The organism is Teichococcus vastitatis, from assembly GCF_003604215.1.
GTDB lineage: Bacteria > Pseudomonadota > Alphaproteobacteria > Acetobacterales > Acetobacteraceae > Pseudoroseomonas > Pseudoroseomonas vastitatis.
Genome location: NZ_QXGS01000005.1, coordinates 179,842 through 205,908, shown reverse-complemented (window position 1 = coordinate 205,908; position 26,067 = coordinate 179,842). Strand labels below are relative to the sequence as shown.

Genomic DNA, 26,067 nt, shown 5'->3' with positions numbered 1-26,067 from the left:
GGTAGCGCAAACAGGACGGCGTGGCGCCTGCGCGGTTCAGCCCTGCTGCACCGCCGCCAGCGCGGCCGGGTCTGCGGTGGTGCCGGCGGGACCCAGCGCCGCGCGCAGCGCCGCGCCGTCGCGGCCCGGCGGCTCGCCGAACAGGCGGCGGTATTCGCGGCTGAACTGCGACGGGCTCTCATAGCCGAGGGCGAAGCCGACCGAGGCGATCTCCGCCTCGCCGGCGAGCAGGCGGCGGCGCGCCTCCTGAAGCCGCAGCTGCTTCTGGAACTGCAGCGGCGTCAGCGCCGTCACCGCCCTGAAGTGGCGATGGAAGGTGGAGGGGCTCATATGCGCCAGCCGCGCCAGCGCCTCGATGCGCAGCGGCGCGTCGTAATGTTCACGGATCCAGCCGATGGCACGGGCGATGCGCGCCGTCGGGCTGCCGGCCAACGCCAGCTGCCGCAGCATGCCGCGCTGCGGACCCTGCAGGAGCCGGTACAGGATCTCCCGGCTGAGCAGCGGCAGCAGCGCCGGAATGTCGCGCGGCCGGTCAAGCAGCCGCAGCAGGCGCAGCAGCGGCTCGGCCAGCTCCGCCTCCAGCGTGCAGATGGCTAGGCCGGGTGCGGGCGGCGCCGCGGTGTCGGCCTCGTTCTCCAGCAGCAGGGCGGAGAGGCTGGCGGCATCGATGGACAATGCCATGGCCAGGTAGGGCTGCCGCGGCGACGCCTCGATGATGCGGCCGGTGACGGGAAGATCGACCGACGCGACGAGGTACTTGCCGGCATCGTAGCGGAAGCTCCTGCTGCCGAGGCTGGTGCGCTTGGCGCCTTGCAGCACCACGCAGAGCGAGGGGCCGTACAGGCCGCCCACCGGCCCGGTGGTGCCGTCGGCGCGCATCAGCAACAGGCCGGGCGCCGGGCTGGTGCGGCCGCATTCCGGCGCATGCCGCAGCGCCAGGGCGGCCATCTCCGCCAGCAGGGTCATGCAAGGCTCCGCCTTCGTGTGTGCCGCCAGATGGGCCGGGTGAGAGGATCGTGCAAGAGGATGCCAGGATCGGGATTGGTCCCAGCAGCTGCCGGAGCCACCTCACGGGTCAGGCGTGGGGCGAGCCCCTGCGCGTGGAACGGAGCAGATCGCATGCAATATAAGCCACTCGGCCGCACCGGCCTGTTCGTCTCCGAGTTGTGCCTGGGCACCATGACCTTTGGCGGTGGCGAGGGGATGTGGCGGCAGATCGGCGCCCTGCAGCAGCGGGAGGCGGATGCGCTGGTGCGCGCCGCGCTGGAAGCCGGCGTCAATCTCATCGACACCGCAAACGTTTATGCTGAAGGCCTGTCGGAGCGGATCCTTGGCCAATCGCTGCGCAACCTGGGCGTGGCGCGGGAGGAGGTGGTGATCGCCACCAAGGTGCTCGGCCGGATGGGGCCGGGGCCGAACAACGCGGGCGCCGGGCGCGGCCACATCCTGGACCAGGCCAAGGCCAGCCTGCGGCGGCTGCAGCTGGACCATATCGACCTTTACCAGATCCACGGCTTCGACCCAGCAGTGCCGGTCGAGGAAACGCTGGGCGCGCTGGACCAGCTCGTGCGGCAGGGGCTCGTGCGCTACGTCGGCCTGTCCAACTGGGCCGCGTGGCAGGTGGCCAAGGCGGCCGGGATCGCGGAGCGCCGCGGCTTCGCGCCCGTGGCCTCGCTGCAGGCCTACTACACCCTCGCGGGACGTGACCTGGAGCGGGAGGTGATCCCCATGCTGAAATCGGAAGGAGTCGGGCTGATGGTCTGGAGCCCGCTGGCCGGAGGCTTTCTGTCCGGCAAGTACGATCGTGCCGCCCAGGCGGCACCGGATGGCCGCCGCGCCAGCTTCAATTTCCCGCCCGTGGATCCGGAGCGAGGCCATGCCGTGATCGACGTGCTGCGCGAGGTTGCGGCCCGTCACGCCGCGACGATGGCGCAGGTGGCGCTTGCCTGGCTGCTGCACCAGGAAGCGGTGACCAGCGTCATCATCGGCGCCAAGCGGCCCGAGCAGCTGGCGGAGAATCTCGGCGCCACAGACCTGCGGCTGAGCGGCGAGGATCTGGCGGCGCTGGAGGCCGTCAGCCAGCTGCCGCCGGAATACCCCGGCTGGATGCTGGAGCGGCAGGCGACCTATCGCGACGGCCCGCGGGGCCTGCGGACGCCGAAGACGGCGCGCTGAGGCCCTGCGGAACCCCCTGGCGGCTCAAGCCGCCAGGGACGCATCCAGCGCCGCGGCCAGGGACGCGACCTCGGCCGGCAGGATCATGGTGAAGTGGTCGCCCTGCACCGCCCGCACCGTCAGCCCGCCGCGCGCCAGCTTGCGCCACAGCCGCAGCATGTTCTGGTTACCCTGCTGCTCCGGATGGATCAGCGTCATCATTCCCGCATAGGGCTGGGGACGGTAGTTGCGCGCGGCGGTCAGCATGCCGCCGCGCACCCGGCGCAGATCATCCGGCAGGTGGGCTTCCTCCACCAGGTTGCCCACCAGGTCGAGACGCCGCGCGGGCTGGCCGAGCTTCACCCGCACCCGGTCGGTGGCCACGATCAGCTTCTTGGCGATCCAGTCCAGCCGCTGCCCGGGCGGCGCGCTGAGCAGCGCCCGGAGATCGCGCCCCGGCCGCGTCAGCAGATGGCTGAGGCGCTGCGGCGCCGGCAGCCGCGCCGGATGCACCATGGCGTCCATGATGATCAGCTGCTCCACCGTCTCCCCCGCGGCGCGCAGCTGCTGCGCCATCTCCAGCGCCACCAGCCCGCCAAAGGAATAGCCGCCGATGGTGTAGGGCCCTTGCGGCTGCTGCGTGCGCATCACCCGGATGTAGTCGGCGGCCATGTCGTGGACGCAGGATTGCGCAGCCATGCCGGATTCGAAGCCGCGCGCCTCGATGCCGAACACCGCGCGCGGCGTCGTCAGGGCGCGTTGCAGCGCCCAGAGTTCCAGCATGCGCCCGGCCATGCTGTGCACCAGGAACAAGGGCGGCTTCGTGCTGCCTGCTGCGGCACGCATCGCCACAAGGCGCTGCGTGCCGTCGCGCTGCGGCGCGTCGAGCACGGCGGCGAGCGCCGCGATGGTGGGCGCCCCGAACAGCGTGGCGATGGGCAGCCGCAGGCCGCGCCGCTGCTCGATCTCGCCGAACAGCCGCCCCGCCAGCAGGGAATGGCCGCCCAGTGCGAAGAAATCCTCGTCACGGCCGATCGGCGACACGCCCAGCAGTTCCTCCCACAGCGCGCGCAGGAAGCTTTCGGTGTCGGCCTCTGCCCGGTCGCCGAGGTCGATTGCATGGTTGCCGCGCAATCCGGGGTGGTTCGCCAGCGCATCGATGCAGCCGGGATTGGCCAGTGCGGCGATGTTGCGCACCGGCACGCCGTTCACCGCGTCGCGCATAGCTGCTTCGGATGGCTTGCCGGTATGGGTGACCGGCAGCGCATCCACCTGCATCACCACTTCCGGCACATGCGCGGCGGACGCCTCATGCACCAGGGCGCGGCGCAGCGCCGTAACCAGAGCAGGGGTCAGCCGCGTGCCCTGTTCCAGCACCAGGGCCAGCACCGCGCGATCGCCGTCGGGCTGGCGCTGCGCCACCACCATGGCGTCGCGCACTTCCGGAAAGCGGCAGACCACACGGTAGATTTCCGCGGGACCGATGCGGATGCCGCGGATCTTCATCACGCCGTCCGAGCGGCCATGCATGCGGATGCCGCCCTCGGGCGTGATCTCCGCCAGGTCGCCATGCGTCCACACACCGGGATTCTGGCTGAAATACGCCTCGTGGAAGCGCTCGCCGCCGGTGTCGCCGAAGAAGCCGAGCGGGCGCGAGGGGAAGGGATTGGCGCAGATCAGCTCACCCACCGCGCCGGGTACGTCATCGCCCTCGGCCGAGCGCATGCGCACGTCGAGCGCCAGGCTACGGCTCTGGATCTGGCCGGGAATCTCGGGGCGGTGCGGATGGCCGAGCACGAAGCAGCCGATGATGTCGGTGCCACCGGAGATGGATTGCACCGGCACCGGCTTCACGTGGCGATGCACCCAGAGGTGCTGCGCCTCCTCCAGCACGGAGCCGGTGGTGAGCACGCCGCGCAGCGCCGTGAGATCCAGGTCGCGGCCGGGCTCCAGCCCGGCGGCGGCGCTCATGCGCAAATAGGGCGGGCTGGTGCCGAACAGCGTCGCCTGCTGTTCCGCGACGATGCGCCAGAACCGGTCGGTCTCGGTGACGGCGCCACTGTAGAGAATGATCTCGGCGCCCGAGGCCAGGGCGGAAAGCTGCCAGTTCCACATCATCCAGCCGCAGCCGGTCTGGAAGAACAGCCGGTCGCCCGGGCGCAGGTCGCAGTGCAGCCGGTGCTCCTTGACATGTTCGATCAGGGTGCCGCCGGCGCCATGAACGATGCATTTCGGCCGGCCCGTGGTGCCGGAGGAGAACAACACGAAGAGCGGGTGGTTGAACGGCAATTGCGGCCACCCGGCAGCGTCCGCTTCCGGAGCGGTGTCGTAGAGTGCCGCGGCGCGCAGCACCGGCTGCCGCAGCCCGTCGGGTATCGGCGCGTCATCCAGCGCGACCAGCGTGGCGCAATCCTCCAGGGCGCCGGCAATGGCGGCGACGCGCTGGGCCAGCGCTTCGCCCTGGTCATGCGGCGCGGGTGCCAGATGCGCGAACAGCAGGCGCGGCCGCAGCGGCGCGAAGCGGTCGAGGATCGCCTCGCTGCCCATCTCGGGAGCGGCGGTGGCCAGGGTCGCGCCGATGGCGGTGGCGGCCAGTGCCGCAGTCACCGCCTCGGCATCGTTGCGCATCACGCCGACCACGTGGTCGCCGGGGCGGATGCCGAGCTGATGGAGCGCTGTTGCCAGGGCCGACACGCGGTGCCGCAGCGCGCCGCGGCTCAGCCGAACCGGACCCGTGGCCCCGCCCAGCGCCGTCACGGCGGGCAGATCATCGGACCAGCGGCGCGACAGCAGGCTGGCGGCGTAGTTCAACTGCACCGACGGAAAGAACAGCGCCGCCTCGGCCGTGTCGCTGGTGCAAACCTGCGCGACGCTGCCGCCATGTTCCAGCTGCGACCAGTGCAGGAACTCGCGCCAGAAGGCGCGGAAATGCCGCACCGACGCGGCATGGAAATCCTCGTGCTCCTGCGCCCATGCGGCGCCGCGCTCGGCCAGATGCAGGCGGAACGCCTGCATCTGCGAGATGTCGCTCCACATCGATTGCCGCTCGCTGACGCCGACGGCGTGCAGGAGGGAGTGATCGGCACCAGGCAGCCCGTCCATCATCGTCTCCAAGGAAGATCAGGCTGTGTTTTTCCGGGACCGACGAAAAAACACACTACACATCCCCGTGGAGATTACACTTATGCCGTGTGTTTGAAGAAAGCACAGAACGTTTGTGGTCAGGCTGACGCTTCTGTGATTCGCCAGCAGCAAATTCGCCTCGGAACACCCGCGACAGCCAGTGCCACGGCCGCCCCAGGCACCGGCGGAAGGCCGAGAATCCGCCACGCGCCGATCGGTCTGCCCGCGCGATTCGGATAACTGATGCCAAGGGAGGGATCGGCGTCCACGGTCACGTCGCGGGGGTCCATCCGCAACCCGGTGCCGCAGCCCTTCAGTAAAGCTTCCTTGCGGACCCAGACGGTGTGCAGCAGCAGGTTCTGCCGGCTCGGATCCGCTTCCCGCTCCAGCGCTTGCCGTTCCGCACCGGAGAATGCGGCGCTGGCCAGCGGGCCAGGCCATTGTTTCGCCAGAACCTCGATGTCCACGCCGATCTCGTGCCGGGCCGAGCAGGCGAGCAGGAACCAGGGCGCGCTGTGCGACAGGTTGAAGCGGAGCCAGTGATGCGGCGGCCGCAGCACCGGCTTGCCGCCGGGCGCCTCGGAGAACCGCAGCTCGCCCGGCGGATGGCCCAGGATCGCCGACAGGATCCGCTGCCGCGCGGCATGCGCGGCGATGAAGTGGCCGCGCAGGATGGCCGTCCGGAAACCGTCGGCGCGACGCCGTTCGTTCTGCGTCAGCCGGCTGACATCCCCGGGCGTCGGGATGCCGTCGCTGCGGCCGAGAAACACCGCCACATCGGCGTCGCGCCGGCGCATCAGGCCCCGGCGCATGCCCAGTGGTGGAAGCGGATCGGGGCAGGGGTCCCAGTGCAACACCCGGCCGGTCAGTCCAACAGTGCCTGGCTCAGCATCAGAACGTTCAGCCCGACGATCAACGCCGCCGAGGCCCAGCCCAGCGCCATCTGCCAGCGCGGCGTGGCCAGGACGCCGAGCCGGCGGCGGTCGCCGGCGAACATCATCAGCGGTATCACCGCGAAGGGCAGTTGCAGCGACAGGATCACCTGCGACAGCACCAGCAGCCGGGCCGTGCCGCTCTCGCCGTACAGCCAGGTCACCACCACGGCGGGGATGATGGCGATCATGCGGGTGATCAGGCGGCGCAGGGCCGGCGGCAGGCGGATGCGCAGGAAGCCTTCCATTACGACCTGACCGGCAATCGTGGCGGTCACGGTGGAGTTGAGGCCGCAGGCCAGCAGCGCGATGGCGAACAAGGTCGGCGCGGCGGCGCCCAGCAGCGGCGCCAGCAGCGCATGCGCCTCGCCGATTTCTGCAACACCGGTCTGCCCGCGGGTGTGGAAGGCCGAGGCTGCCAGGATCAGGATGGAGGAATTGATCAGCAGCGCGATCACCAGCGCCACCGTGCTGTCGATGCCGGCGAAGCGGATCGCCTCGCGCTGGCCTTCAACATCCTGCTTCGCGGCGCGGGACTGCACCAGCGCGGTGTGCAGGTACAGGTTGTGCGGCATCACCGTGGCGCCAAGGATGCCGAGCGCCAGGTAGAGCTGCGTGCGGTCGCCCACTACCGAGCTGGAAGGAAGATAACCGCGCAGCACGTCGCCCCAGACCGGGTCGGCCATCACGAGCTGCACGATGAAACAGCCGGCGATCAGCGCGATCATGCCGATAATGAACGCTTCCAGCCAGCGCACGCCCTTGTGTTGCAGCCACAGGATCAGCACGGTGTCCAGCACCGTCAGGAGCACGCCGTCCAGCAGCGGCAGGCCGAACAACAGCTGCAGCGCGATGGCGGTGCCGATCACCTCTGCCAGGTCGGTGGCGCAGATCGCCGTCTCGGCCAGCAGCCAGAGAGGATAGGCAACGGGCTTAGGAAACCGCTCGCGGCAGAGCTGCGCCAGGTCCCGGCCGGTGGCGATGCCGAGGCGGGCGCAGATCGCTTGCAGCAGCATCGCCATCAGCGAGGACAACAGCGCGATCCACAGCAGCGTATACCCGAAGGCCGAGCCGCCGGCGATCGCCGTGGCCCAGTTGCCGGGGTCCATATAGCCGACGGCCACCATGTAGCCGGGGCCGACAAAGGCCAGCAGGCGGCGGATCCAGCTGCCGGCCGCCGGCACGGACACGCTGCGGTGGATCTCGCTTAGGCTCGAAGGCAGGCGGACGGGCGGGCTGCCGGACGGGCCGCCGGCGTCCGGCTCCTGGCCAGTGGCATCTTGGCGCGCGGCGTCAGCCGAGGTCGTGTCCATGGGCATCCAGCTCCTGCCCCCTGCTGCAACTGTAGCCCCGGCTACATCCAGGAGAATTTCGGCGTAAGAACGCCGATGGCGCCGGCACGTTGCCGCGGCGCACCATCTCCCGCGCCAGGCCGCCTGCGCGGCACCGGCGGCAGGCTTCAGCCGGCCTTGGCCTTGTAGGCTTCCGCTTCCTCCAAGCTGCCGACGCCGCCGCGGGCCCGGCTCCAGCTGACCGGGTCCTCCAGGAATTTGCGCACTTCCTTGAGGGCGGGTTCGGAGAAGTAGGGGCGCTCGCGGCAGACCTCCAGCACGTCCCACCAGGTGCAAAGGTGCAGCAGCTTCAGGTTGATCTCCTTCAGCTTGTCCTGGCCGCCCGGGAACACGCCGTAGAAGAACACCACGAAGGTCTCGTCACAGATGGCGCCGGCGTCGCGCAGCGCCTGGGCGAAGCGGATCTTGCTGGCGCCATCGGTGGTCAGATCCTCGACCAGCAGCGTGCGCTTGCCATGCGGCACGTCACCCTCGATCTGCGCGTTCTTGCCGAAGCCCTTTGGCTTCTTGCGCACATAGGCCATGGGCGCACCCATGCGGTCGGCGATCCAGGCGGCGTAGGGGATGCCCGCGGTTTCGCCGCCGGCCACCGCCTCGATGGTCTCGTAGCCGATGTGGCGGTTGATCTTCTCCACCGCCAGATCGCAGATGCAGGTGCGGGCGCGGGGAAAATAGATGATCTTGCGGCAATCGATGTAGACCGGGCTCTTCCAGCCGCTGGTGAAGGTGTAGGGCTCCTCCGGCCGGAAGTTGACCGCCTTGATCTCCAGCAGGATACGGGCGGTGGTGAGCGCGGCGTCGCGGTCCCAGTCTGAGAGATGCGTGGCGGACAGGTGGGTCGAGGGCATGGCAGAAGCTCCTTTTGCGCCGGTTCGTAAAGCCCGCGGGGCACCGCGTCCATGACGGAGATGCGGCGGGCGGCCGATGCTTCCGCCGGCATCTGGGTGTTGGCTGATCCGCGCACCGGCACCGCCGCGCAGGCGCTGGGCATCGCGGAGCGGCTGCAGCGGCCATTCCGCACCGTGGCGCTGGATTGGGGCGAGCTGGCGCGGCTGCCCTGGCCCTGGCCGACCCTGGCAGGGCTGGCGCCGCCGGCCCGCGCGGACATCCTGGAAGCCGGGGCGGCGCCGGGACTGGTGATCTCCGCCGGGCGCCGCGCCGCGCCGGTGGCGCGCTGGCTGCGGCAGCGCGGCGCCCGCACGGTCCATGCGATGCGTCCCGGCTTCGGGGCAGGGGATTTCGACCTGCTGGTGATCGGCCGCCACGACGCGCAGCGCGAGAACCGGAAGGTCTTCCCCATCCTCGGCGCTGCGCACCGCATGAGCCGGGAGCGCCTGCTGGCGGCGCGCGGGGAATGGGCGCCGGTGCTCGAAGCGCTGCCAAGCCCTCGCGTGGCGCTGCTGATGGGTGGCGCGGTGCGAGGCGAGGGCCTGGAGCCGGCGCTCGCCGCCGGCCTGGCGCGGCAGGCGGCGGGGCTCGGCGGCAGCGTCATGGCCACCACCTCCCGGCGCAGCGGCGAGGCGGCGACGGCGGCGGTGGACGCCGTGCTGCGTGGCCTGCCGCACCGGCGGCATGGCTGGGGCGATCCCGGCGCCAACCCGTATGCCGGCTTCCTGGCCTGGGCCGACCTGGTGGTGGTGACCGGCGACTCGGTGTCCATGATCAGCGAGGCGCTGGCCACTGCGGCGCCGGTGTTTATCGCCGAAACCACGGAGGCGCCGCGCCACCGCAGGCTGTGGCGCAGCCTCTACGAGGCGGGCCAAGCCCGGCCGTTTCTTTCGCCGATGCCGTTTGCCCGCGCCCCGCTGGACGAGGCCGCCCGGGTGGCGGCTGAGATCCGGCACCGCGGCTGGGCCTGAGCGCCCGCCGGGGAGCCTCCGGCCCAGAGCGCCTCGGACACGGCAGGTCCGGGCGAGTGCGGGGCGCCGGCCGGCCGGAGGGGTCTTGCCGTGGGCGCGGCGCGGCTTCACCCTCCGCCTCCTGTTCCCGCCTCGGAGGAAGCGCATGTCCCGTTCCTATCGCATTGCCGTGGTGCCCGGCGACGGCATCGGCAAGGAAACCACGCCGGAAGGGCTGCGCGTGCTGGATGCCGCGGCGCGGCGCTTCGGCTTCGACCTGCAGCTGAAGCACTATGACTGGTCCTGCGAGACCTACAGCAGGACCGGCCGCATGATGCCGGAGGACGGCATCGATCAGCTGCGCGACAGCGACAGCGTGTTCCTCGGCGCGGTGGGCTGGCCCGGCGTGCCGGACCACGTGTCCCTGTGGGGCCTGCTGATCCCGATCCGGCGCGAGTTCGACCAGTATATCAGCCTGCGGCCCTGCAAGCTGATGCCCGGCGCCAAGACGCCGCTGGCCAATCGCACCCCGGCCGAGATCGATTTCTACGTTGTGCGCGAGAACACCGAGGGCGAGTATTCCTCCTCCGGCGGCCGGATGTTCGCCGGCACCGAGCGCGAATTCGTCACCCAGGACGCGGTGTTCACCCGCAAGGGCGTCGACCGGGTGATGAAGTACGCCTTTGAGCTGGCCCGCACCCGGCCGCGCAAGAAGGTGACCAGCGCCACCAAATCCAACGGCATCACCTTCACCATGCCGTACTGGGACGAGCGCTTCGCCGAGATGGCCAAGGCCTACCCGGACATCACCACCGACCAGTTCCACATAGACATCCTGTGCGCCCATTTCGTGCAGCACCCGGACTGGTTCGATGTGGTGGTGGGTTCCAACCTGTTCGGGGATATCCTGTCCGATCTGGGCCCGGCGGTGGCCGGCTCCATCGGCATCGCGCCGTCGGCCAACATCAATCCGGAGAAAACCGCCCCGTCGATGTTCGAGCCCGTGCATGGTTCGGCGCCCGACATCGCCGGCCGGTACATCTGCAATCCGGTCGGGCAGATCTGGTCGGGCGCCATGATGCTGGAGCATCTGGGCGAAAAGGAAGCGGCCGACTGCATCGTCCGCTGCATCGAGAAGATGCTGGCGGAAGGCGGGCCGCGCACCCGCGACATGGGCGGGCAGGCGGCGACGCAGGATGTCGGCAAGGCCCTGGCGGAGGCGGTGGCGGCGGCGTGATGGCGCTGCGGCCCCGCCGAACGATAGACGGCCTTGAAGGTGACCATCGAGTGAGCCTATAAAAGGTACGGGATGAGTTGCGATCGATTCTCATTTTGGTTGCAACTTCAGGAGGGTACTTATGGGTCAGGATGTGAGCCACATCACGCGTCGCTGCGAGCGCGCGGTGGTGACGGCGTACCGGGAGCTGCGGGAGACGGGCAATGACGACCTGTCCTCCTTCCGCGCCTGCACCGCCCTGTACCGGATCCATCACCCGGAAGCGTCCGTGAGCGAGGCACGTCGGCTGGTCTCGGAATGGATCGACCACCACGTGGTACGCGGCGACAACGGCCCGACGGATGGCTGCGCCTGCCCCTGAGGGGGGTCTGGGATAGCTGGGCGGACAGCACCCGTGCCTGTGAAGCCGCTCCTCCGGGAGCGGCTTTTTTGTTGCCTTCCTGAACCAGGAGGTGGTGAGCCGCGTCGCCAAAACCGAGACGGGTTTCATCCAGAATAATCATTTATGTTTTCGGAGCCTCGCGGCAAACGTTTGGCCCTAGCCGTCGTTATCCCTGCACAAGACGGCCTCGGAGCCGTCGGACACAGAACAGGGGAAGCCGATCATGCGCATGAAGACCACAGCCCTTGCGCTCGCCGCCAGCCTGCTGGCCTCGCCCGCCCTGATGGCGCAGACCACCAACACGCCAACGCAGAACAACGAATCCGGCATCGCCGGTTCGCCAATGGCGCCGCGCGGCGGCGGCACCACCATGCAGCAGGGCACGCCCGGCACCACCAACACGCCTGGCACCGCCAATACGCCGTCTGCCACTGCGCCCTCCGCCACTGATGGCACGGCGCGGCCCGGCACCAACAATCCCCCCACCACCACCACGCCGGCTGCGGGTGCCAACAGCTTCACCGAGGGGCAGGCGCGCGCCCGCATCGAGGCGGCGGGATATTCCGACGTGCAGGACCTGCGGAAGGATGATCAGGGCGTCTGGCGCGCCCGCGCCATGCGCAACGGCACCCAGACCGATGTTGGCCTGGACTTCCAGGGCCAGGTGGTCACCGGCAGCGGGACCCCGCGCTGATCGGCAGACCGTCCGACCTCAAGACCTGCAACAGAAAGGCACCGTCCCATGGCTCGTAAAACCCTGACCCGCCTGTTTGACACCCGCGAGCACGCCCTCGCCGCGGTGCGTGACCTGGAAGCCGCCGGCTTCTCGCACGACGATGTCGGCATCGTCGCCAGCAACGGCGACAATCAGCACGCCTCCACCCATCAGAACACCGGGGAGTCGACCAGCTCCGGAGCCGGCATCGGTGCCACGCTCGGAACACTGGTTGGCGGCGGTGCCGGCCTCGCCGCGGGGCTCGGCGCTCTGGCCATCCCGGGCATCGGCCCAGTCGTCGCGGCCGGTGCGTTGGTGGCGGCGCTGACCGGCGCGGGCGCCGGCGCCGCCGCGGGCGGCCTGGTCGGCAGCCTGACCGGGGCCGGCGTCAGCGAGGCCGAGGCACCCGTCTATGCTGAGGGCATGCGCCGCGGCGGCAGCATGGTCACCGTGCAGACCGATGACGCCCGCGAAGCCGAAGCGATGGAGATCCTGAACCGGCACAATCCGGTCAACATCACCGAGCGCGAGGCTAGCCTGCGGTCCAGCGGCTGGAAGGGCTATGAGGAAGAGCGGATCGGCAGCGATCCGGCCCGCCCCGCGGCCACCGGTGCTCCGGGCGGCGTCGGCGACGTGACCGGCGCTCCTGGCACGCTGCCTTCCGACCGCCGCATCTGAAAAGCCGATCCGGCGGCCATGCCGCCGGATCCTTGGTGCAGGCCGCCTGTTGATCCCGACGGGCGGCCTGTTGCGTCAGCGGCCGCCCACTTCGGGGTTGAAGCGGACGTCAGGCCGTGCCGGCCCGCCCGAGATGCCGACGGGCGTGCCATCGGCACGCCAGCAGGCGGCGCCTTCCAGCATCCCGTCCGCGTGGAACCGCACCGCGCCCATGCCACCGCCGATATGCTTCACGCGCTGCACCCGGTGGCCGAGAGCCGCGAGCCTCGCATCCACCTCCGCCGCCACGGTCGGCTCCAACTCCAGCGTGTGGCCCTGGGTCCAGATCCGCGGCGCTTCCACCGCATCCTGCAAATCCATGCCGTGATCGATCAGGTTGATCACCGCCTGCATGGCCGAGCCGAAGATCCGCAGTCCGCCCGGCAGCCCGAGCGCGAAGACGGGCTTGCCATCCTTGCGGACGATGGTGGGTGCCATCGAGGTGAAGACCCGCTTTCCCGGCGCCACGGACAATGCCTGGCCCGGATGCGGATCGAAATTGAACATGTAGTTGTTGGCGATCAGCCCGGTGCCGGGGATCGAGAAGCGGGCGCCGAACAGGCTGTTGATGGTTTGCGTGGTGGCCGCGATGTTGCCGGCCGAGTCCGCCACGGTGACGTGGGTGGTATTCGCGCTCTCGGCCTGCGGGATGCCGGGTGCCCAGTCCTGTGCCCGATCCGGCCGCATCAGGAGGCGGCGTTCCACGGCATAATCCTTGGAGGTCAGACGCTCCACCGGCACCTTGACGAAGGCCGGATCCGCAGTTGCGACGGCACGGTCGGCGAAGCCCATCTTCAGGGCCTCCGCCAACAGGTGGATGGTGTCGGCGCTGCCGGAACCCGAAGCGGCCAGGTCGTAGCCCTCCAGGAGGTTCAGCATCTGCGTCATGTGCACGCCGGAGGAGGAGGGCGGCGGCGGCGCCAGAACCTCGAAGCCGCGATAGTGGCCGATCACTGGCTTCCGCTCCGCGACGCTGTAGGCCTCCAGGTCGGCGATGGTGATCAGCCCGCCGCTGGCGGCCATGTGCGCCGCCAGGGCCCGGCCGATCTCGCCGCCATAGAGCGCCCGCGGCCCCTCGGCGGCGATCAGCCGCAGCGATTCGGCGAGGGCAGGCTGGCGCAGCAGGGCTCCGGCGTCCGGCGCGGCGCCGCCGGGCAGAAAGGTGGCGGCGAGGCCGGGATCGCGGGCCAGGTCCCCGGCTGCGTCAAGGATGGCGCCGCGCAGGTAGTGCGTGACGCGGAAGCCTTCGGCGGCGGCGCGGATCGCCGGCCGCAACACCTCGGCCAGCGGCAGGGTGCCGTGCTCGCCCAACGCCTTGCACCAGCCGGCCAGCGCCCCGGGAACGCCCATGGCGAGCGGCCCGACCTTGTTCTCCAGCTCCTCGGTTTCCTGGTAGTCGGGCAGACTGCCGGAGACGGGGCGGTACATGTCCGGCCGTGCCGCTGCCGGAGCGGTGGACAGCCCGTCCAGCACCAGGTGGCGCCCGTCGGCGAGGCGCAGATGGGCGACGCCGCCGCCGAGCGGTCCGACCATCATCGGTTCCACCACCGTCAGCGTGAACAGGGCGGCGATGGCGGCATCGATGGCGTTGCCGCCCGAGAGCAGCATCTCCGCCCCCGCAGACGAGGCCACCGGATGGTTGGTGACCACCATGCCCTTGCTGGCCAGGGCCGGCTGCTTCTCCCGCATGAACGGGGAGCCGGCGCGGTGCTGCCAGCCGCTCACGATGCCACGTCCTGGCCGGCTTCGCCGGGTGGGGAGACCGGGCATGGTCGTGCGGCCTGGAACCCGGCGGCGCGCGCCATCAGCGTGAGAGCGGCAAGAGGGAGGCGATGCGGGTGGACTGACCTCACGGGATTTCCTTTCGTCCGGCCATCATGCGCAGCACATCCGCGATGAGGGCGAAGTGGGAGCGGCCATGGCGAACCTGCTGGCAGCAACGGCCATGTTCACGGGCTGCGAGGCGGCGAAACACCGACAGCATCGCCGGGCAGGGCGGCTCGATGGCGGAATGGCTGTACGCCGGAGGGAAGCGCAAGGCTGCCATGGGGCCGGACAGGTGGCGGTCGAGGCAAGGCGGCGAACTCCGGCAGCGGCGCGGCAGGGCCGCGGATCGGCCGGCCCACCCGAAAGGGCAAGCCTCGCGCCGAGTGTCGGGCTTGTCCAGGCTGGCTCTCCGCGGGGCCACGCTGCTAGTTGGTGCCGGAACCCTGGACCAGCCCGGAGCCATGCCATGCCCGAACCCTTGATCCCTGGACCCGCAGAGGATGGGCCGTCGCGGGAGGAGGTGATCGCCTTCGCCGGCCGCGTCTTCGATGCGGCCCGCGCCGGCGATGCCGCGGCCCTGGCGGAGTGGCTGGATCAGGGATTGCCGCCCAACATGAGCAACGACAAGGGCGACACGCTGGTCATGCTGGCCGCCTATCACGGGCGAGCCGCGGCGGTGTGCGTGCTGCTGGAGCGCGGCGCCGATCCGAATCGGCTGAACGATCGCGGCCAGACGCCGCTGGCCGCCGCCGCCTTCAAGGGCGAATTGCCGGTGGTGGAGCTGCTGCTGCAGCATGGCGCGTTGGTGGATGGCACCGGTGCCGACGGCCGCACTGCCTTCATGACGGCCGCCATGTTCGACCGCGTGGACATCATGCAGTTACTGCTGACGCGCGGCGCCAATGCCTGGCTGCGCGACGCGCGTGGCATCACGGCGCTGGATGCGGCGCGCACCATGGGCGCGGCGGCGGCGGTGGCGCTGCTGGAAGGCGCGGCGTCGTCCCCGTCCTAGACGGGTCCACCCCCACGCGAGGCGCCACCGTCCGGGAGCGGTTCAGCGTCCCGCCCAGCGCAGCGCCGCCAGCGCCAAGGCGTCGATGGTATCCACCAGCGGCAGCCCGATGGCCGTCGCGGCCGGGCCGGCCTGGATGCCCAGCGGGATTTCGGTGCAGCCCAGCACCACCGCCGCGGCGCCGCGGTTCTTGAGGTTGCGGGCGGCCTCGGCCAGCAGCGGAAACGACTCGGCCACGCGGTTGGATTTCACCAGGGCGATGCCGGGCGATACCAGCGCCTGCATCTCCGCCTCCTCGGGCACGATGCACTGATAGCCGCGATGCTCCAGCCGCTGCTGGTAGAGCCGCATGGCCAGCGTGCCGGCGGTGCCCATCACCCCGATGCAGCCGCCGGGAATACCCTGCCGCGCCAGCTCCTCGGCCGCGGCGTCAACGATGTGCAGGATTGGCAGCCGGGTTGCCTCCGCCATGCCCTCGTACCAGCCATGGGCGGTGTTGCAGGGGATGGCGATGGCGCCGCAGCCGGCCGCTTCCAGCCCGCGGATGCCGCGCAGCAGCCAGGGCAGCGGGTCTTCGCCGCCGGACAGACGGGCGGCGGTGCGGTCGGGCACGCGCGGGTCGGACCAGAGCAGGGCGGGCAGGTGATCCTGGTCGCGCTCAGCCGGGGTCAGCAGGGTCAAGCGCAGCATGAACTGCGCGCTGGCCAGCGGACCCATGCCGCCGAGAACGCCGAGAAAGGGTGCATAGGACATGGTGATGCTCACGAGCCGAGGCCATCGGCCACCAGCTTCAGGCCGGTGGTGCCGAGAAGGATATAGACCGTCCGGTAGAACAGCCGGTCGGAGATGCGCCTTTGCAGCCAAACGCCGATCCACACGCCGATCGGAGCCAGGGGCAGCAGCACCAGGCTGGTCAGCAGGTTCTGCAGGCTGAGCTGTCCGAGCAACGCGTAGGGCACCAGCTTCACGTAGTTCATCACACCGAAGAACACCACCGTGGTGGCGGCGAGTTGCGCCCGCTCCAGCCGCAACGGGTAGAGATAGACGGCGAGTGGCGGCCCGCCGGCATGGGCGATGGTGGAGGTGAAGCCGGACAACGCGGACCAGAAGCCGCCGCGCGCCGCGCTGTGCGCGGCCGGCGGCGGCGCCGAGCCGTGGCGGCCGAGCCAGAGGGAGCGCGCGAGGAAGGCCAGCGCGATACCGCCCACTATCAGCTTGGTGGCGCGGTCGGTCATCAGCCCGAAGGCGAAGGCGCCGACCAGGATGCCAAGCAGCCCGCCCGGAAGGATCACCCGCATCTCCCGCTTGTTCCAGCGGCCCCACCACGCCCGCAGCCCCGCGAGGTCTATGGCGCACAGGATCGGCAGCGAGATGGCGGCCGCCTGCGGCGCGGGGATCAGCAGCGCCATCGCTGGCACCGAAAGGTTGCCGCCGCCGGACGCGAAGCCGCCCTTGCTGATGCCGGTGATCAGCAGCGCCGGAACAGCCAGCAGGTAAAACAGCGGATCGGTGATGAGGTAGTCGGACCAGGCGGGAACAGGGGGCACGGGCTGACGGGACCTCGGGGGCGGTGTAAGCACGATGCTCCCTTCGTCCAAGAACGCCAAGGTTTACGCTCCGCATGGAACATATGTCCGATCCCTACTGGCTCGCGGGGCTCGCCTTCGCCATGGCCGTCACCGGCTTGCTGTCGGGCACGCTTGCCGGGCTGCTGGGCGTCGGTGGCGGCATCGTCATCGTCCCCGTGCTGTTCAACGTGTTTCCGCTGCTCGGCATCCCCGAGGCGGTGCAGATGAAGCTGGCGGTGGGCACGAGCCTCGCCACCATCATCCCGACCTCCATCGTGTCGGCCCGCAAGCACCACGCCAAGGGCGCCATCGATACCGGGCTGCTGCGGGCGATCTGGCCTTCCATGATCCTCGGGGTGGTGCTCGGCACCGTGCTGGCGATCTGGCTGCACGGCGACGCGTTGTCGGCTGTATTCGCCGCCATCGCGCTGCTGGTGGCGCTCAACATGGGCCTGACCGGCGTGGATTTCCGGCTGCGCGAACAGACACCGCGCGGCCCGGGCTTGTGGGGCATCGGCGGCTTCATCGGCACGGTGTCGGCCATGATGGGAATCGGCGGCGGCACGGTGGGCGTGCCGATCCTGTCGATGTTCGGCACACCGATCCGCTCGGCGGTGGCGACCGCATCGGTGTTCGGGCTGATCATCTCGATCCCGGCAACAATCGGCTTTCTTTGGGGCGGATGGGGCGACCCGATGCTGCCGCCCTTCTCCGTAGGCTACATCAACCTGGTCGGCTTCGCGCTGATCGTGCCCAGCTCGATCCTGGCGACGCCCTGGGGGGTGCATCTCGCGCACACCATTCCGCCACTGATGCTGAAGCGGGCCTTCGCCGTGTTCCTGGCGATCACTGCGGTGCGCATGATCTACGCGCTGCTGTCGTAGCACCAGGCTGCTCCGGCCGCGCCCCGATGGATTGCGGCCGGCGGCGGCGATGGCCGGGCCGCCGTGGGGTCCCGGCTTGCCCTGCCGCTGACCGGCTAGAAGGCCCTGGGGCGCCGCAGGGCCGACCCGGTCTTCAGTCCAGGCGGCGGTACCAGTCGCCCTCGTAGAGAACCTCGCGGATGCGCAGCGCGGCGTCCGCCCAGGAGTTTCGCGACACCTTGGTCGGATCGGCCGGCCGTTCGCCGTCCAGCCACCGCCGAAGCGTGCCCGCCAGCGCAGCGGCATCGCCGACGGGGAAATACACCGCGCCGGCGCCGCCCACTTCACGGAACACCGGAATGTCGCTGCAGATCACCGGGCGCTCCATCCGGGCCGCCTCGGCGATCGGCAGGCCGAAGCCTTCGGCGAGGGAGGTACAGAGCACCGCCTCAGCGTGGTTGTAGGCGAACACCACGTCGGCATCGCGCGCATCGTTCAGCCAGTGCAGCCGCTTGCCATGCTCCGGGTGCGAGCGGATGCGCGCCGCCAGGGCCTCGACCTTCCAGCCCAGCTTCCCGATCAAGCACAGGCTGGCATCGATCCCCTGGGCCCAGAGCTGCTCGAAGGCGTCGAGGGCCAGGTCCTGCGCCTTGCGCGGTTCCAGCGTGCCGACGCAGACAAACACCGGCTGTGGCCCGGCAAAGGCCTGAACCGTGGCCGGCTGAGCCGGCAGGGTTGTTCCCGCCCTCTGGATGTTGGAGCCGCAGTGAAACCAGCCGATGCGCAGCCCGGGCCGGTGAGACAGGGCATTGTTGCGGATATAGGCGATCAGCTCATCCGCCACGGCGCGCGAGATGCAGATCAGCCCGTGGCTGTGCCGAACGGCGTTGGCCAGCCAGCGGCCATGCACCTCCGGCATGTTCTCGGTGCACACCTCAGGATGCAGTTCGGGGATCAGGTCGTAGATGCAGGTGATGACCCGGCCGCCCTGCCGTTCGACCTCGGTGAACACCGGCGCAAAACTGGCATAGTGTTCCCAACTGGAGTCCAGCATGAACAGGTCGTCGCCGTCGCGGATCTCCACTTGGTACGGCAGGCCGGCCGGCGGGCGGTCCAGGGTGGCCGCCACGAAATCCGGCACCGAGAAGGCGGCCAGCGGTTCCAGCCGCACGGCAAGGGGAATGACGCCGTCCCGCAGCGGCTGCTCGTAGAAGGCGGCGGTGACCTGCCGCACGACGCGCTGGATGCCGCTCCACAGATCAGTTCCCTGCGTCATGCTGACGTCGATCAATAGCCGACGCGAGGCACCCTCCTGGAATCCGGGCACGCTGAACAGCAGGTCGTCGACCACCGCGCCGATCCGCTCATCGAGGGCCGGGGCGCCCGCCAGGATGCCGCCGAACTCTGTTCGGGCGTTGTCGAGATCGAGCAGTTCGCAGGGTATGGCGTGGAAGGGCGGGGGTTCGGCGAGCCGTTCGCGCATCGCGTCGAGGGCGGTCCGGGCGGAGCGTTGCCAGGTGAATGACGCCGCCCGGCGAATGCCCCAGTCGGAGATCTCACGTCGCAATGCCGCGTCGCCGAGCAGCCGTGCCAGACCGGCCGCGGCTCCAGAATTGTCGCCGGCGTCGAACAACAGGTCGCCGCGATCGATGATCTCGGGGATGCTGGAGGTGTTCGCGGCCAGCACGGGCGTGCCGCACTGCATCGCCTCCAGGACGGGGAGCCCGAAGCCTTCGTACAGAGACGGAAACAGGAAAACGGTGGCCAGGTTCATCAGCCGGACCAGGGCCTCATCGTCGAGGCCGGAGGTCAGCACTAGTTGCTGCGGCGGCAGGCCGAGCGCCTCCGCCTTCTGGCGGAACTCCGCTTCGCCGGCTCCCAGATTGGTGACCAGCAGCAACTGGTGCGATTGCCGGAGCGGATCGGGAAGGGCGGCGAAGGCGGCCACCGCGCCGGACAGGTTTTTGCGCGGATCGGCACCGCTGACATACATCACGAACGGGCGCTCGAGGCCGAGCCGCGCCAGCAGGGGTTGGGCCTGATCGGACGAGAGCTGAAGGGGGCCGAACCGGCCATCCGCCGCGCCGGAGATATTCACCACCCTGCCGGGATCCAGGTCGAGCAGCCGGATGGCGTCGCGCCTGGCCGATTCCGAGATGGCCAGCAGAAGGTGCGTCTGCGCCAGCGACGCGGCGGTGGCGCGGTAGCTCAGTTCCGCCACCGGATTGTTCAGGTACAAATCCCTGAACAGCAGCGGGACCAGGTCATACAGGATGCAGGCGGACAACCGCGCTGGATAGCGCGACAGGTCGAGCGGGCTGAAATCCGCCGCGGCGGGTTCGAACAGGCTGGTGGCCATCATCACGTCGGGCTGCAGCCCGGCGATGTGCCGCCGCACGATGGCATCGCCCAGCCGCCGCTCCGGCGCCGCGGGCGGAAGATGAAGATCCGAGCCCACCGGCACCCGGTAGCGGGAGATCGCGTCGCGCGGCAGCAGCGGAGCATATTCCGCCGCCACTGCTTCCGCCGCCGCCGCATGGTTGGCATTGAGAACCAGCCGGAGATCGTCGTCACCGCGCTGCTGCACCATGGCGTGCACCAGCTGGCTGGTGTAGCGGCCGATGCCGCGCGGCCGCGAACCCGCCGTCAGCGCCCCCTGCATATCAATGGCAATTCGCATGCGTCGTCGTTCCTCGGCGCCGGTCGGCAATTCGTTGTACGGGAGAGGCGCGGTCAGAGACTGCTGAGAAAGCGCCGCTGGCGCTCCGCTTCGCCTCGAAAGGCCGCCACCAGCCTGTCGCGGTGCGACAACCGCTCATAGCCGGCCGGCATCTGCGGCAGTGCGGTGGGGGCTGCCACGGAATCCGGGTCCGGCGCTGGCGCGGGCAGGGCGGGCTGGCGCGGCTGGAGCCGGAGATTGCGGCTGAGCAACGGCACGAACAGGCCGGGATCCCGCCGCAGCACGTGCAGTGCGGTGCGCACCTTGCGCAGCGGCCGCGTCACCTGCCAGGAGGTCGAGGACAGCAGGTTATCGCGGTGCAGGATCACCTCAGCCTGCTGCTGGTGCAGCAGGGCGATGCGGTGGGCCTGTTCGGCCAGGTGCCGGCGCAACAGCGCCACGGTGTCGCTGGTCGGCACTTCGCTCTGGGCCGTTCCGCTGGCAACGATCTGGCTGATCTCGTCCAGCACCTCTCCCTGCCGCCGGAGCCGCAGCGTGGCGTCGCGAAGCTGCCGGGCCTGCTCCGCCGATTTACGCTCCGACTGCGCCAGGGCGCGCACGGCTGTCTCCAGCTTGCTCTGCTGCGCCGCCATCTCGGCCGCGTGCGCGGCGGCCATGGCCGCCCGCTCGCTATCCGCCTGGCTGGCGGCCTGCTCCCCCTCCCGCAGACGGTCCTGTGCCTGTTCCAGCTGCGTCCGCATCTGCTCAAGCGCGGCTTGCCGCTCGGCAAGCCGCGCCTCCAGCTGCGATGCGCGCTCCTCAGACCGGACAGCGTTGATGGAGCGGAAGTTATCCAGGGTGCAGGCGCCAGAGGTGAGGTGCTGGGCGAGTTCCTGGTGTTCTTCCGCCACGAAGTAGAGGTTCAGGCCGTCGAACAAGACACGATGGTACCCGGCCTGCAGCAGGATTGGTTCCCATTCGCTGTCGCTGCGTTCCCGGCTGTTGGGCAGAGTGGCCTCGACCACAACGATCCAGGGCCGGAAGCGATTGAAATCGGCGCCCTGCAGCACGGCCAACTCGCCGCCCTCGACATCGATTTTGAGGAAGTGGATCTCCGGCGGGCTGAAGCTGGCGCACACATCCTTCAGGGTCAGCGCCGGCACGTCGCGGGACTGGACGGCCCAGCCCCGGGCGGCTGCGGCGGCGGCGGAAGCCTCAACGGTGGAGGACAGGCCGGTCTCATTGACGTTCATGAACCGCACAACCCCCGGGACCGCGCCGAGGGCCACGTTGAGGTTGATGTCGCGCGAGCGCTGCTGCACGCACCGCTCGTAATACTCGCGTGACGGCTCGATGTTGATGCCGCTCCAGCCGCGCTCATAGAAGGCGTGCGTCACCGAGTCATCCAGCGGGTCCCAAGCCCCGACATCGATGTAGAAGCCGTTCTCCACATGCTGCAGCGCCCGCCACAGGATGACGTCCTCACCGTTCTGCGCGTAGGAGATAAAGGTCATCGGATCCCTTCGGGGCCGTTTGTGTCGGGCGCAGCATCCGGGCCGGCAGGTCGGCTGGACCGGGCGGAACCATGCCCGTCCGCCGGAGAGCGGGCCTCGGCACCGGCGCCGCCAGTGTAACCGATCGTGCGGCGCCTGCCCAGCGATCCGGCCGCCGGCCGGGTCTTACCCCTTGCGAAGACGGGTGAACATCGGCGCGCCGCGCAACATGCCGGTCAGGTTGCGGCGGTAGGCAACCGGCTGGGTGAAGAGCCCAGGGGAACGTAGGGCACCTTTCGCTCCGCCTCCGCTTGGAGCTGCCGCGCCAGGTCCTGCTGGGTAGCGAGGTCCGCCGCGCCCAGCCACCGGGCCCACAATTCCTTGATCCGCGGGCGGGCCGGCCAGCCGGTGGTCGCCTGGGCGCCGTTGCCGCGCAGAAAGGCATGGGTGGCCGGGCTCCAGTGATCCATGCCGGAACAGTAGGTGCAGTAACAGTTCTAGCCGCCCTTGTCGGTGGCCTGCCGGTTGGTGATGCGGCTGATTACCGTGCCCCGGTCCGCCGCCACGTAATTCAGCGCGAATCCGATCTCGGTCATCACGCCCCGCACCACCTCGCAGGCCGCGTTGATGCGCGGCACGTCGGCGCCCACCAGCATCACGACGCGCTCGCCCGCGTAGCCGGCCGCCAATCGGACTGGATGATGGCATCCAGCAGCACCCGCCGCATGGCGGCCCTGTTGAGCGGCGGTAGCAGGTGGTTGAAGCGCAGACAGTTGATCGTGCCGGTCGCGTCTTTTACCTTGACCACGAAGTCGCATATCCGGCGGAACATCGGCAGCAGATCGATTAGCGGCTGCATCACCCAATCCGCCGCCCCCGACATCAGCGCCGATACGGCGGTCGAAGCATCGGGAATGACGTTGAACACGACGCAGGCGAAATGCGCCACCCGGGGACCGGCGGTGAAGGACGGCACGCCCTCCGCACGCGGCAGGTAGCCCTCGTGCCGCGCATAGACCAGCCGGGCACCGCGGTTCCGCTCGTCCGCCAGGAAGCGGAAGGGGCCTCTGCCGATTCAAGGAACCGGCGGCGGCGCATGTCAGATCTTTCGGCTGTGGTTGCCGGCCGCGGGAAGCAAGTTCCATGCCCACGCGGGCCGGACTCCGCCCGGCGGGAGTGACATCGGCATGACATTTTCCTGCCCATCCCTTGCGCAGCCTGCGCGATCGGCTAGCTCCGCCAACGTGATGTGGCCCCGCCTGCTGTTCAGTGGGGCAGGCAAGGTGCTGGACGAAGCCGGGCTGGCGGGAGAGGCTAGGCGTCTTCCAATGACCAAGGGATCGGCGACAAGGTGGTGAAGGTTCTGGTGAAGTCGGGTGGGCCCGGCGCCGCGGCGGATTGGCAGGAATGCTTCTGGGCGGTGGATCCACGCATTTGCGTGAGCTGGTGGGAAGACCCGACGGTGGCGCCCGAGGAGGTGGATTACGTGGTGGTGTGGGAGCCGCGTGCCGGCTGGCTGGCCTCCCTGCCCAATCTGAAGGTGGTGTTCTCCTCCGGCGCTGGCGTGGACCACATCACCTGCGACCCGGCCTGGCCGCGTCACGTGCCGCTGGTGCGGATGGGCGGCCCGGAGACGGCGCAGCGCATGGGCGAGTACATTGTCTGGGCCTGCCTGTCCCTGCTGCGGGAAACCCGGCATTTCGCGCTGGGGCAAGCGGCCGGCGAATGGTGGCACAAGGAGTGCCGTTTCTCCGCCGCCGGGCGGCGGGTCGGGATCATGGGCCTCGGCAATCTCGGCACCCGGGCGGCGGCGATGCTGCAGGGGGTGGGCTTTCCGGTGCAGGGCTGGTCTCGCACCCGCAAGGAGCTGCCCGGGGTCGTGAGCCATGCCGGCGCCGCGGAACTGCCGAAGTTCCTGGCCAGCACCGACATCCTGGTGTGCCTGCTGCCTTCGACGCCCGAAACCGCCGGCTTGATCGATGCCCGGCTGTTGGCCCGGCTGCCCCGCGGCGCGGAACTGGTGAATGCCGGCCGCGGCTCGCACCTCGTGATGCCGGATTTGCTGGCGGCGCTCGATTCGGGGCATCTTGGCGGAGCCGTGCTGGACGTGTTCGAGGAAGAGCCGCTCCCGTCCGGCAGCCCGCTCTGGTCGCACCCGAAGGTGACGGTGACGCCGCACATCGCTTCCATGGCCAGCCGGCCGGAGCGGGCGCGCTACATCGCCGGTGTGATCGCCGATTTCGAGGCCGCCCGCCCGCTGCCGAACCGATACGACCCGCTCCGAGGTTACTGAATGACGCTGCCCCCGCCCCCCATCCGCCCGGACCCGGATCACCGGCCGACCGAGCAGGAACTGCGCGAGGACCTCGCCTGCGCCTATCGCTTGCTGGCGCATTTCGGCATGACGGACCTGGTCTATACCCACCTGTCGGTGCGGGTTCCGGGCGACGGGCACCGCTTCCTGGTCAATCCCTATGGGCTGTTGTTCGAGGAAATCACCGCCTCGTCGCTGGTGGCGGTGGATGCCGAAGGCGAGCCGCTGCAGCAGACCGCCTGGCCGGTGAACCCGGCCGGCTTCGTGATCCATTCCGCCGTGCACCGCGCGGTGGAGCGGGCACAATGCGTGATGCACACCCACACCCTGGCCGGCATGACGGTGGCGGCGCAGGCGGGAGGGCTGCTGCCGCTGAACCAGATGAACATGGAGCTGCACGGCCGCGTCTCCGTGCACGACTATGAGGGTGTGGCGGCGGACGACAATCTGTCGGAGCGGGAGCGCATCGTTGCCGATCTCGGCGACAAGCCCTGCCTGATCCTGCGCAACCACGGGCTGTTGACCATCGGCCGCACGGTGGCCGAGGCGTTCTACTGGATGTACTACCTGGAGCAATCCTGCCGCATCCAGGTGGCGGCGCAATCCACCGGCGCGACGCTGTCGATGCCACCGCCGGAGGTGGTGGAGCGTACCCGCGCCCAGGCCGGCGACAGCCCGGTAAAAGGCTGGCTGCCCTGGCAGGCTTTGAAGCGCAAGATGAACCGCGAGCAGCCGGACTACCGGAGCTGATCCATGCAGAGCGTGATTGGACATGCGCTGGATCTCGCGGGCGTGGCCAAGCGCTATGACGGTGTCACCGCGGTGGAGGGCATCGACCTCGCGGTAGAACGGGGATCCTTTCTGACGCTGCTCGGGCCTTCCGGCTCGGGCAAGACCACGCTGCTGATGATCATCGCGGGCTTCATCGAGCCTTCCGCGGGCGCGGTGCTGCTGGATGGGCGCGACATCACCGCGCTGCCGCCGGAGAAGCGGCATTTCGGCATGGTGTTCCAAGGCTATGCGCTGTTTCCGCACATGACGGTGGCGGAGAATGTCGCCTTTCCGCTGCGCGTACGGCGCATGAACCGTGCCGGGCAGCAGCAGAAGGTCCGCACCGCGCTGGATCTGGTGCAGCTCTCGGCCTTCGCCGACCGGCGACCCGCGCAGCTGTCCGGCGGCCAGCAGCAGCGCGTGGCGCTGGCCCGTGCGCTGGTGTTCGATCCCGCGCTGCTGTTGCTGGACGAGCCGCTCTCCGCGCTCGACAAGAAGCTGCGCGCCGAGCTGCAGGAGGAGCTGAAGGCGCTGCACCGTCGCATCGGCCGCACCTTTGTCAACGTCACCCATGATCAGGAGGAAGCGCTGAGCCTGTCCGACCGGATCGCCATCCTCAATGGCGGGCGGCTGATCCAGCAGGGCGCTCCTTCCGAATTGTACGAGGCCCCGCGCACCCGCTTCGTCGCCGACTTCCTGGGCGCCTCGAACTTCCTGCGCGGCATCGCGGCGGTGGAGGGCAGGGTGCAGGCGGGCGGCACGGCCCTGCGGGTGGCGGCGCCGCTGGCGGCGGAACAGGCGGTGCTGTTGTCGCTGCGGCCGGAAAAGATCCGATTGCTGCCGGAGGGCGAGGCCGCGGCGAACCGTGTCCCCGGGCTGGTCAGCGGCTGGTCCTACGTCGGCGCCGCGTTCACCCTGACGGTGGACACGCGGGATCTCGGGCCGATGCGGGTCACCATGCCGGCCTGGAACGCGCCGCTGCGACCGCAACAGGGACTGGCCGTCACCTTGGGATGGGACGCGGACGCCGCGGTGCCGGTGGCGGAGGACCTGCCGGCCGCGGCCTGACCACTGCCTGATCCGTCGGCGCTTGCCGCGCCACCTGCCCTGATCATCGGCAAAGTGGTGTCATGCTGCACTGCATAATGCATTCGGCGGATTGACGCGGTG

General features: G+C 69.8%; 24 protein-coding genes. 11 read left to right on the top strand and 13 right to left on the bottom strand.

Annotated elements, in window-relative coordinates:
* Window positions 1-36: 36 nt before the first annotated feature.
* Window positions 37-966 (bottom strand): AraC family transcriptional regulator, encoded by a 930-nt coding sequence (locus D2K64_RS10545; RefSeq protein WP_120008305.1) that lies wholly within the window; start codon window positions 964-966, stop codon window positions 37-39.
* A gap of 153 nt (window positions 967-1,119) precedes the next feature.
* On the opposite strand from D2K64_RS10545, the gene D2K64_RS10540 reads away from it, so the two are divergent.
* The gene (locus tag D2K64_RS10540; RefSeq protein ID WP_120008304.1) at window positions 1,120-2,175 is read left to right on the top strand and encodes an aldo/keto reductase; all 1,056 of its coding nucleotides are present in this window, start codon (window positions 1,120-1,122) and stop codon (window positions 2,173-2,175) included.
* 24 nt (window positions 2,176-2,199) lie between these two features.
* Here the strand turns inward: D2K64_RS10540 and D2K64_RS10535 are convergent, their stop codons facing one another.
* The 4 genes from D2K64_RS10535 to D2K64_RS10520 form a co-directional block, all read right to left on the bottom strand.
* Window positions 2,200-5,256, bottom strand: a complete 3,057-nt coding sequence (locus D2K64_RS10535; protein WP_162306175.1) for an acetoacetate--CoA ligase — start codon at window positions 5,254-5,256, stop codon at window positions 2,200-2,202.
* 119 nt (window positions 5,257-5,375) lie between these two features.
* Entirely contained in the window at window positions 5,376-6,074 is a 699-nt protein-coding gene (locus D2K64_RS10530; protein WP_157985801.1) for a 4'-phosphopantetheinyl transferase family protein, read from the bottom strand.
* Window positions 6,075-6,142: 68 nt separating this feature from the next.
* Entirely contained in the window at window positions 6,143-7,522 is a 1,380-nt protein-coding gene (locus tag D2K64_RS10525; protein WP_370764703.1) for an Nramp family divalent metal transporter, read from the bottom strand.
* 146 nt (window positions 7,523-7,668) lie between these two features.
* The gene (locus tag D2K64_RS10520; RefSeq protein ID WP_120008300.1) at window positions 7,669-8,409 is read right to left on the bottom strand and encodes an orotate phosphoribosyltransferase; all 741 of its coding nucleotides are present in this window, start codon (window positions 8,407-8,409) and stop codon (window positions 7,669-7,671) included.
* 51 nt (window positions 8,410-8,460) lie between these two features.
* Between D2K64_RS10520 and D2K64_RS10515 the strand changes: the two genes are divergently transcribed.
* From D2K64_RS10515 to D2K64_RS10495, 5 genes are all read left to right on the top strand, one after another.
* Window positions 8,461-9,420, top strand: a complete 960-nt coding sequence (locus tag D2K64_RS10515) for a mitochondrial fission ELM1 family protein (RefSeq protein ID WP_238384119.1) — start codon at window positions 8,461-8,463, stop codon at window positions 9,418-9,420.
* Window positions 9,421-9,565: 145 nt separating this feature from the next.
* On the top strand, window positions 9,566-10,636 hold the full coding sequence (locus tag D2K64_RS10510) for a tartrate dehydrogenase (protein ID WP_120008299.1): 1,071 nt from the start codon (window positions 9,566-9,568) through the stop codon (window positions 10,634-10,636).
* 121 nt (window positions 10,637-10,757) lie between these two features.
* Window positions 10,758-10,997 (top strand): hypothetical protein, encoded by a 240-nt coding sequence (locus D2K64_RS10505; RefSeq protein WP_120008298.1) that lies wholly within the window; start codon window positions 10,758-10,760, stop codon window positions 10,995-10,997.
* Between the two features lie 244 nt (window positions 10,998-11,241).
* The gene (locus D2K64_RS10500; RefSeq protein ID WP_202910620.1) at window positions 11,242-11,712 is read left to right on the top strand and encodes a PepSY domain-containing protein; all 471 of its coding nucleotides are present in this window, start codon (window positions 11,242-11,244) and stop codon (window positions 11,710-11,712) included.
* A gap of 48 nt (window positions 11,713-11,760) precedes the next feature.
* Window positions 11,761-12,411 (top strand): general stress protein, encoded by a 651-nt coding sequence (locus D2K64_RS10495; protein WP_120008297.1) that lies wholly within the window; start codon window positions 11,761-11,763, stop codon window positions 12,409-12,411.
* A gap of 75 nt (window positions 12,412-12,486) precedes the next feature.
* On the opposite strand, the gene ggt is transcribed toward D2K64_RS10495, so the two are convergent.
* Entirely contained in the window at window positions 12,487-14,175 is a 1,689-nt protein-coding gene (gene ggt, locus D2K64_RS10490) for a gamma-glutamyltransferase (RefSeq protein WP_367617022.1), read from the bottom strand.
* Between the two features lie 508 nt (window positions 14,176-14,683).
* Here ggt and D2K64_RS10480 point away from each other — a divergent pair.
* The gene (locus D2K64_RS10480) at window positions 14,684-15,229 is read left to right on the top strand and encodes an ankyrin repeat domain-containing protein (RefSeq protein ID WP_120008295.1); all 546 of its coding nucleotides are present in this window, start codon (window positions 14,684-14,686) and stop codon (window positions 15,227-15,229) included.
* A gap of 42 nt (window positions 15,230-15,271) precedes the next feature.
* On the opposite strand, the gene cuyB is transcribed toward D2K64_RS10480, so the two are convergent.
* Both cuyB and D2K64_RS10470 read right to left on the bottom strand, forming a co-directional pair.
* Window positions 15,272-15,982: a cysteate racemase gene (gene cuyB, locus D2K64_RS10475; protein WP_120008339.1), complete on the bottom strand. Its 711-nt coding sequence runs from the start codon at window positions 15,980-15,982 to the stop codon at window positions 15,272-15,274.
* An 8-nt stretch (window positions 15,983-15,990) separates the two neighbouring features.
* Window positions 15,991-16,776: a sulfite exporter TauE/SafE family protein gene (locus D2K64_RS10470; protein WP_120008294.1), complete on the bottom strand. Its 786-nt coding sequence runs from the start codon at window positions 16,774-16,776 to the stop codon at window positions 15,991-15,993.
* A 74-nt stretch (window positions 16,777-16,850) separates the two neighbouring features.
* On the opposite strand from D2K64_RS10470, the gene D2K64_RS10465 reads away from it, so the two are divergent.
* Window positions 16,851-17,681, top strand: coding sequence for a sulfite exporter TauE/SafE family protein (locus D2K64_RS10465; RefSeq protein WP_120008293.1), 831 nt, complete (start codon window positions 16,851-16,853; stop codon window positions 17,679-17,681).
* A gap of 133 nt (window positions 17,682-17,814) precedes the next feature.
* Here D2K64_RS10465 and D2K64_RS10460 read toward each other — a convergent pair whose 3' ends face one another.
* The 5 genes from D2K64_RS10460 to D2K64_RS10440 all read right to left on the bottom strand — a co-directional run bounded on the left by D2K64_RS10460 (window position 17,815) and on the right by D2K64_RS10440 (window position 22,887).
* Complete coding sequence (locus D2K64_RS10460) at window positions 17,815-20,340, bottom strand: glycosyltransferase family 4 protein (protein WP_157985800.1); 2,526 nt, start codon at window positions 20,338-20,340, stop codon at window positions 17,815-17,817.
* Window positions 20,341-20,393: 53 nt separating this feature from the next.
* On the bottom strand, window positions 20,394-21,833 hold the full coding sequence (locus D2K64_RS10455) for an FkbM family methyltransferase (RefSeq protein ID WP_120008291.1): 1,440 nt from the start codon (window positions 21,831-21,833) through the stop codon (window positions 20,394-20,396).
* Window positions 21,834-22,048: 215 nt separating this feature from the next.
* Complete coding sequence (locus D2K64_RS10450; RefSeq protein ID WP_120008290.1) at window positions 22,049-22,282, bottom strand: hypothetical protein; 234 nt, start codon at window positions 22,280-22,282, stop codon at window positions 22,049-22,051.
* Between the two features lie 27 nt (window positions 22,283-22,309).
* Window positions 22,310-22,501, bottom strand: coding sequence for a hypothetical protein (locus D2K64_RS10445; RefSeq protein ID WP_120008289.1), 192 nt, complete (start codon window positions 22,499-22,501; stop codon window positions 22,310-22,312).
* Entirely contained in the window at window positions 22,468-22,887 is a 420-nt protein-coding gene (locus tag D2K64_RS10440; RefSeq protein ID WP_120008288.1) for an ABC transporter substrate-binding protein, read from the bottom strand. Before D2K64_RS10440 ends, D2K64_RS10445 begins: the two co-directional genes overlap by 34 nt.
* Window positions 22,888-23,163: 276 nt before the next feature.
* On the opposite strand from D2K64_RS10440, the gene D2K64_RS10435 reads away from it, so the two are divergent.
* From D2K64_RS10435 to D2K64_RS10425, 3 genes are read left to right on the top strand one after another with little or no spacing between them, the layout of a single operon-like run.
* A complete protein-coding gene (locus D2K64_RS10435; RefSeq protein ID WP_120008287.1) occupies window positions 23,164-24,105 on the top strand; it encodes a 2-hydroxyacid dehydrogenase in 942 nt (313 codons plus the stop codon).
* Window positions 24,106-24,876 (top strand): class II aldolase/adducin family protein, encoded by a 771-nt coding sequence (locus D2K64_RS10430; protein ID WP_120008286.1) that lies wholly within the window; start codon window positions 24,106-24,108, stop codon window positions 24,874-24,876.
* Between the two features lie 3 nt (window positions 24,877-24,879).
* Window positions 24,880-25,965 (top strand): ABC transporter ATP-binding protein, encoded by a 1,086-nt coding sequence (locus tag D2K64_RS10425; RefSeq protein WP_120008285.1) that lies wholly within the window; start codon window positions 24,880-24,882, stop codon window positions 25,963-25,965.
* The last annotated feature ends 102 nt before the right edge of the window (window positions 25,966-26,067 follow it).